The following is a 6,437-nucleotide window of genomic DNA, read 5'->3' as shown; positions in this document are numbered from 1 at the left end:
CATTCATCAACGTCAGATAGGGAGCCGCAAAGCTCCACTCTTCATCCGAGACATCTGTCGGGTATGGCTTGCGTTTTGTCATTCCGCCAGGGTACCAGGTCTGGAGGAAAGTTCCTAACACCCTCTAGCGCTATCGCATAGCGGATGCAGCGCTATCGCTAGAGGCAGTGTGAAGTTCGGAGACCAGACAGGCTATTACGGCGGCCGTCGAATTTTCAAGAAATTTTATAATCGCATAGGAGTACTAGATGAGCAGCAATCTATTGAAATCGCTTATTGCGAAAATGGCGGTATCGACGATCGTCGCCATGGGTATGGGCGTTGGGTCCGCTGTTGCGGTCGAACCGGTCAAGATGGCAGTCACGAATTGGGCGGACGTTCTCGCCGTAGCCAATGTAGCCAAATACGCGCTCGAGACGAGCCTGAAGCAGCCGGTTCAGTTTGTGCAGGCCGATATCGGCATCCAGTACCAGGGCGTGGCGCGCGGTGATCTTGACATCATGGTGGGCGGCTGGCTCCCGGTTACTCACGCAACGTACTTCGCAAAGTACAAGAACGACATGGATGATGTCGGCGTCATCTATACGGGTGGTAAGAACGGCTGGGCGGTGCCGGCTTACATTCCCGAATCCCAGCTTTCGTCGATCTCCGACCTCGAGAAGCCGGACGTCAAGAGCAAGCTGAACGGCACCGTTCAGGGTATCGAACCTGGCGGCGGTCTGATGCAGGCGTCTGAAAAAACCATCAAGTCTTACAGCCTCGACGGATACAACCTGCAAGCGTCGAGCGAGGCGGGCATGCTCGCCGGCGTGCAGCGTGCGTACCAGTCGAAGCAATGGATCGTTGCCACTGTCTGGAGTCCGCACTGGCTCTTCCAGAAATGGCAGATGCGCTACCTCAAGGACCCCAAGGGTACGTTGGGCGGTGACGAGCAGGTGCACGCATTTGCATCCAGGCAGTTCGCGACCAAGTTCCCACGTGCGGACGTTTTCTTCAAGCATTTCAAGCTGACCCTCGCTGATGTCGAGGCCATCGAGTTCGAGGGCAATACCACGAACGACTATGCGACGGCAGCAAAGAAATTCGTCGACGGGCATCCGGAAAAGCTGAAGGCCTGGTTGCAGCAGTAAATGGAAGGCGTGCTCTCTGTGACCTGGTATTAGTTTCGCTCACAGAGAGCCGGGCATCGTCCGCGAGTTGCGGGCAATTTGTATAGCGCCTGACATGTTTTTTAGTCTTGCAATACATGCTTTACACGATTACTTCGGAGTGACCACGTGAACGAGAACTCGCGCTTTTTTGCTGAAACTCTCCAGAGCCGTGACCCCGTCATCGCATCAGAGATTGCTTTGGAGTTGCGCCGCCATCAGACCCAGATTGAACTGATCGCTTCCGAGAACATTGTCTCGGCCGCCGTAATGGAAGCACAGGGCACAGTGCTGACCAACAAGTATGCCGAGGGCTATCCGCCAAAACGGTATTACGGCGGCTGTGAGCATGTGGACCGCGTTGAAGCGCTCGCCATTGACCGCGTCAAAGCCCTATTCGACGCCGAATACGCGAACGTGCAACCACATTCCGGTGCCCAGGCGAACGGCGCCGTGATGCTCGCGCTGGTGAAGCCTGGCGACACGGTGATGGGCATGTCGCTCGACGCCGGCGGTCACCTGACGCATGGCGCGCGTCCCGCGCTTTCCGGCAAGTGGTTCAACGCGGTCCAGTACGGGGTGAACCCCGAAACGTACCGTATCGATTACGACCAGGTCCGCCGGCTTGCCGAGGAGCATCGTCCCAAGTTGATCATTGCGGGTTATTCGGCATATCCGCGTGCTCTCAACTTTGCCGCGTTCCGCGACATTGCCGATAGCGTGGGCGCCTTGTTAATGGTCGACATGGCGCACATTGCCGGCATCGTCGCAGCAGGGCGGCACGAGAACCCCGTGAAGTTTGCCGACGTGGTGACGTCCACCACGCACAAGACACTGCGTGGACCGCGCGGCGGTTTCATCCTCACCAACGACGGCGACGTTGCCAAGAAGATCAACCCGGCGGTGTTCCCCGGTCTGCAGGGCGGCCCGCTCATGCATGTCATCGCGGGAAAAGCCGTGGCCTTCGGCGAAGCGCTTCGTCCGGAGTTCACCGCGTATATCGATCAGGTGCTCGCCAACGCTCATGCGCTCGGCAATGTTCTGAAATCCGGGGGCCTGAGCCTCGTCACCGGCGGGACCGACAACCATCTTCTGCTTGTCGATCTGCGCGGGAAGGGGCTAACCGGTACCCAGGCGGAAAAGGCACTGGAGCGCGCGGGCATCACCTGCAACAAGAACGCCATTCCGTTCGATACGGAAAACCCGACAGTGACCTCGGGAATCAGGCTCGGCACTCCCGCAGGAACAACGCGAGGCTTCGGCGTCGCTCAATTCGAGCTGGTCGGTCAAATGATTCTGGAGGTCCTGTCGGCGCTCGAACGCGAGCCCAACGGTGACGAGCAGGTCGAGCGCGCGGTTCGCATTCGCGTGAAAGACCTGTGCAGTCAGTTTCCCATTTACTCGCATGCTGAGGCACTCGTTTAATCCGCGTGGCAAGTTTTTCGTGAGCCGCACTTATTCAAGAGAGAAGTCAAAAATGAGTTTCGAGGGCGTACATACACCGCTGGTCACACCGTTCAAGGCGGACGGCGAAATTGATCATGAGTTGCTGCGCAAGCATGCTGCTAATCTCGCAGGCCGTGTTGCGGGCCTTGGAGTCGGTGGGACCACCGGCGAATACTATGCATTGAGTTTCGACGAACGGGTTCAGACGTTCAACACTGTTGCCGAAGCGGCCGGCGGCAAGACGTATCTGACGGCGGGCATCAACGCCACCACGACAAAAGAAGTGATTCGCCTCGGTCAGGAAGCGAAACGCGCCGGCCTGTCCGCATTATTGCTTGCTGCTCCGTACTACGCCCAGCCGACGCAGGAAGAGCTTTTAAACCACATGTCGAAGGTGGACGACAGCCTCGACATGCCCATCATGCTGTACAACTTCCCGGCACGCACGGGAACAGATATCAGCGATGACGTCCTTGCAAAGCTGCTCGAGCGGCCAAACTTCATCGCAATGAAGGAAAGCACTGGTGACATCTCGCATCTGCATCGCCTTGCCACGCATTTCCGTGACAAGCTGGTGTTGAGTTGCGGCATGGACGACCAGGCGCTGGAGTTCTTTGTGTGGGGTGCGAGGAGCTGGGTCGCGGGCGCTTCCAATTTCCTGCCGGAAGCACATACCGCGCTCTTCGACGCGTGCGTCAAGCAAGGCGACTTCGAGTCCGGTCGAAAGCTGATGACACAACTGCTGCCAGTCCTCGAAACGCTGGAACGCAGCGGTAAATTCATTCAGCACGTTCGATATGGCTGTGAGCTGGTAGGGATGTCCGTGGGCGTTGCACGTGCGCCGCTCGGCACGCTCACCGAAGCGGAGCGAAGCACGTTTGCCAGCCTCGTTCAACCCATGTTGCGCAACGCGCAGTAAATGCATGACCTCGAAACTGGAATTCGCGCGGTTTCCGGCTCCAGACGGCGTGAATGGCTGGTGGGAAACTCTGCCACCGCCGTCGCCGGCCAATACGGTGTCTTCTGAACATCGATATGACTGGGTTGTTGTGGGAGGTGGCATAACGGGGCTATGTGCTGCGCGGCGCCTCGCGGAACTTGCACCAGGTGCCTCCATTGCGCTGGTCGAGGCAGACCGTATTGGGCGTACTACGGCTGGGCGAAATTCAGGGTTCTTCGTTGATTTGCCACACGACATCAGCAGCGAAAGCTACTCGCGAAGTGTGGAAGCGGATAAGGCAGACGTCCGGTTTCAACGTCACGGTATCAACTATGTTCGCTCAGTGGTGAAACGGCACGGCATCGACTGCGATTGGCGGGACGACGGCAAGTTTCATGCTTCGGTGAACAGAAAGGGACACACAGCGCTTGCCCACTTCGCCGAAGGTCTCGAACGTATCGGCGAGGCATTCGAGTGGCTGGACGAGGCAGCTATCGCGAAGGTCACTGGCACGAACTTCTACCAGGGCGCGCTTTTTACGCCAGGGTGCAGCACTGTTCAGCCGGCAGCCCTCATGCGCGGTCTTGCTGCGACCTTGCCGGAAAATGTGAAGGTCTTCGAGCATAGCGCGGTAAGGGGAATCGAGGACCGCGGCTTATCGAAGGTGCTGACGTTTGCCGGCGGCAAGATTGTGGCGAAGCGCGTGATTCTGTGCACCAACGCGTATGCCGCGACATTCGGCGGCCATCCGAACGGTCTGCTGCCCGTGTACACGTTTGCATCGATGACGCGCGTCATGACTTCTGATGAAGTCAGCCGGCTCGGCGGCGCGCGGTCGTGGGCACTGATTCCTGCGGACCCAATGGGCTCGACCATACGCCGACTGGATACGGACCGCATTTGCGTTCGCAACCACTTCGCGTTTCGACCGAATCTCGAAGTGTCCGGGACGGACCTCGCAAAGGCAAAGAGCTTGCATCAACGGTCATTCGACCGACGCTTTCCGATGCTGAAGGACGTCGAACTCGAGTACACATGGGGCGGTCCATTGTGTCTGTCCGCGAACAATGGCGCGTTGTTCGGGCGCCGCGACGATGGCGTCTTTGAAGCCGTGGGGTGCAATGGACTTGGTTTGAGTAGAGGGTCGGCATCAGGGAAGCTCATCGCCGAATACGCGCTCGGTCACACCAACGACCTCGTTTGTCAGCTGTTGAGTCAGCCGCATCCGCGCTCGTTGCCGGTTCGTCCGATTACCGACGTCGCTGTATCCGCGGCTATCTGGGTCAAGGAATTTTCGGCAGGAGCCGAGCTTTAATTTGTGAGGGCAGGACATGACGACTTATCAGGACTGGAAGCAGAAAGCACAAGCCTTGTCACTCGATGGACGGGCGTTTATCGCCGGGCAACGATGTCCGGCTATGTCGAACGAGACCTTCCAGACGCTCAATCCTTCAACGGGAAAGGTACTGGCCGGCATCGCAAGATGCGATACGAAAGACGTCGACCGGGCGGTCGTAGCGGCCAGAAATGCGTTCGAGTCGGGTGTGTGGTCGAAGGCCGCGCCGGCCCAGCGAAAGGCCGTCCTTTTGCGCCTCGCGCAACTGATCGACGAAAACGCAGAAGAACTGGCGCTTCTCGAAGCGCTGGAGGCGGGCAAGCCCATCAGCGAGTGCATGGGACTGGACATTCCCGAGTCAGCGGCTTGCATCCGCTGGCATGCGGAAGTGACTGACAAACGTTACGACGCACTGTCACCGTCGGGGCCGGGCGTCGTCAGCATGATCACCCGTGAACCGATTGGTGTCGTGGGCGCGGTGCTGCCGTGGAATTTCCCCGCACTGATGCTCGCGTGGAAGATCGGTCCGGCGCTTTCGGTTGGCAATAGCGTTATTGTGAAACCCGCGGAGCAGACGTCGCTCTCTACGTTGCGCATCGCCGACCTGGCAATGGAAGCCGGCGTGCCCGCAGGTGTCTTCAGCGTCGTGACGGGCTTTGGCGAAAGCGCGGGCCAGGCCTTGGGCCGCCATGCTGACGTCGACCTCGTCGCGTTCACCGGCTCCACCGAGACCGGAAAGCGATTCCTCCATTACTCGGCGGACACGAACCTGAAGCGAGTCGTGCTGGAATGTGGCGGCAAGAACCCTCAAGTGGTTTTGCCCGACGTCGCGAATCTCGACGCTGTCGCGCAGCAGGCTGTCGCTGCCGCGTTCTGGAACATGGGCGAGAACTGCAGTGCAGGCTCCCGCATTCTGGTGCCCTCGTCCACGAAGGCCAGTTTGCTCGACAAGATGCATGCAGTTCTGGACGGATGGAAAACGGGCGACCCGCTGGACCCTGACGTCAAGCTCGGCTCTCTGATCGAAGAGAAGCACTATAAAAAGGTGCTCGCGCACATCGAGAAAGCGAAGGCGGAAGGAGCGCGCCTCGTGTGCGGCGGCAACGCCACGCAAACTGAAACGGGCGGCTGGTTTGTCGAGCCGACCATCTTCGATAACGTCACGCCGGAGATGGGCATCGCTCGCGAAGAAGTCTTTGGCCCAGTACTCTGCTTTATCGAATACGCCGATATCGACGAGGCCGTCCGGATTGCCAACGACACCTGCTATGGACTCGCTGCATCGCTGTGGACGGACAACGTCAATAGCGCCCACAAGATTGCCGCACGAATCCGCGCGGGCACGGTGACGGTAAACTGCTTCGGCGAAGGCGACCTGTCCACGCCGTTTGGTGGATTCAAACAATCGGGCTTCGGTGGCCGCGACAAATCCGTCTATGCGCATGACCAGTACTGCGAGTTGAAGACCACCTGGCTAAAGCTTGATTAAAAGCCATACAACCGATGATCCCGGCCACCGAGACCGGGCCAGCGACACCATAAACGCGGCCTCGTGCGACGCTGCCGC

Annotated in this window: 6 protein-coding genes; 5 read left to right on the top strand and 1 reads right to left on the bottom strand. The window is 58.8% G+C overall.

The genetic code is table 11. From position 1 onward, the window contains the following. Positions 1-82, bottom strand: an 82-nt coding sequence (locus C0Z16_RS38925; protein WP_407070698.1) for a transposase, incomplete at its 3' end; no start/stop codon positions are given. Between the two features lie 166 nt (positions 83-248). On the opposite strand from C0Z16_RS38925, the gene C0Z16_RS24420 reads away from it, so the two are divergent. From C0Z16_RS24420 to C0Z16_RS24400, 5 genes are all read left to right on the top strand, one after another. After that, a complete protein-coding gene (locus C0Z16_RS24420) occupies positions 249-1,130 on the top strand; it encodes a glycine betaine ABC transporter substrate-binding protein (RefSeq protein WP_102634639.1) in 882 nt (293 codons plus the stop codon). A gap of 147 nt (positions 1,131-1,277) precedes the next feature. Then, complete coding sequence (gene glyA / locus C0Z16_RS24415; protein WP_102634638.1) at positions 1,278-2,573, top strand: serine hydroxymethyltransferase; 1,296 nt, start codon at positions 1,278-1,280, stop codon at positions 2,571-2,573. A gap of 52 nt (positions 2,574-2,625) precedes the next feature. After that, positions 2,626-3,513 carry a dihydrodipicolinate synthase family protein gene (locus C0Z16_RS24410; protein ID WP_102634637.1) on the top strand — a complete coding sequence of 296 codons (888 nt, stop codon included), beginning with the start codon at positions 2,626-2,628 and terminating at the stop codon, positions 3,511-3,513. Positions 3,514-3,517: 4 nt separating this feature from the next. Next, positions 3,518-4,849 carry an NAD(P)/FAD-dependent oxidoreductase gene (locus C0Z16_RS24405; RefSeq protein ID WP_102634636.1) on the top strand — a complete coding sequence of 444 codons (1,332 nt, stop codon included), beginning with the start codon at positions 3,518-3,520 and terminating at the stop codon, positions 4,847-4,849. A 16-nt stretch (positions 4,850-4,865) separates the two neighbouring features. Next, positions 4,866-6,359 carry an aldehyde dehydrogenase gene (locus tag C0Z16_RS24400; protein WP_102634635.1) on the top strand — a complete coding sequence of 498 codons (1,494 nt, stop codon included), beginning with the start codon at positions 4,866-4,868 and terminating at the stop codon, positions 6,357-6,359. Positions 6,360-6,437 lie beyond the last annotated feature (78 nt).

It is taken from the genome of Paraburkholderia rhynchosiae (genome assembly GCF_002879865.1).
In the GTDB taxonomy this organism is placed as follows: domain Bacteria; phylum Pseudomonadota; class Gammaproteobacteria; order Burkholderiales; family Burkholderiaceae; genus Paraburkholderia; species Paraburkholderia rhynchosiae.
The sequence above is the reverse complement of the archived record's forward strand: the minus strand, read 5'-3'. Positions and strand labels throughout refer to the sequence as shown.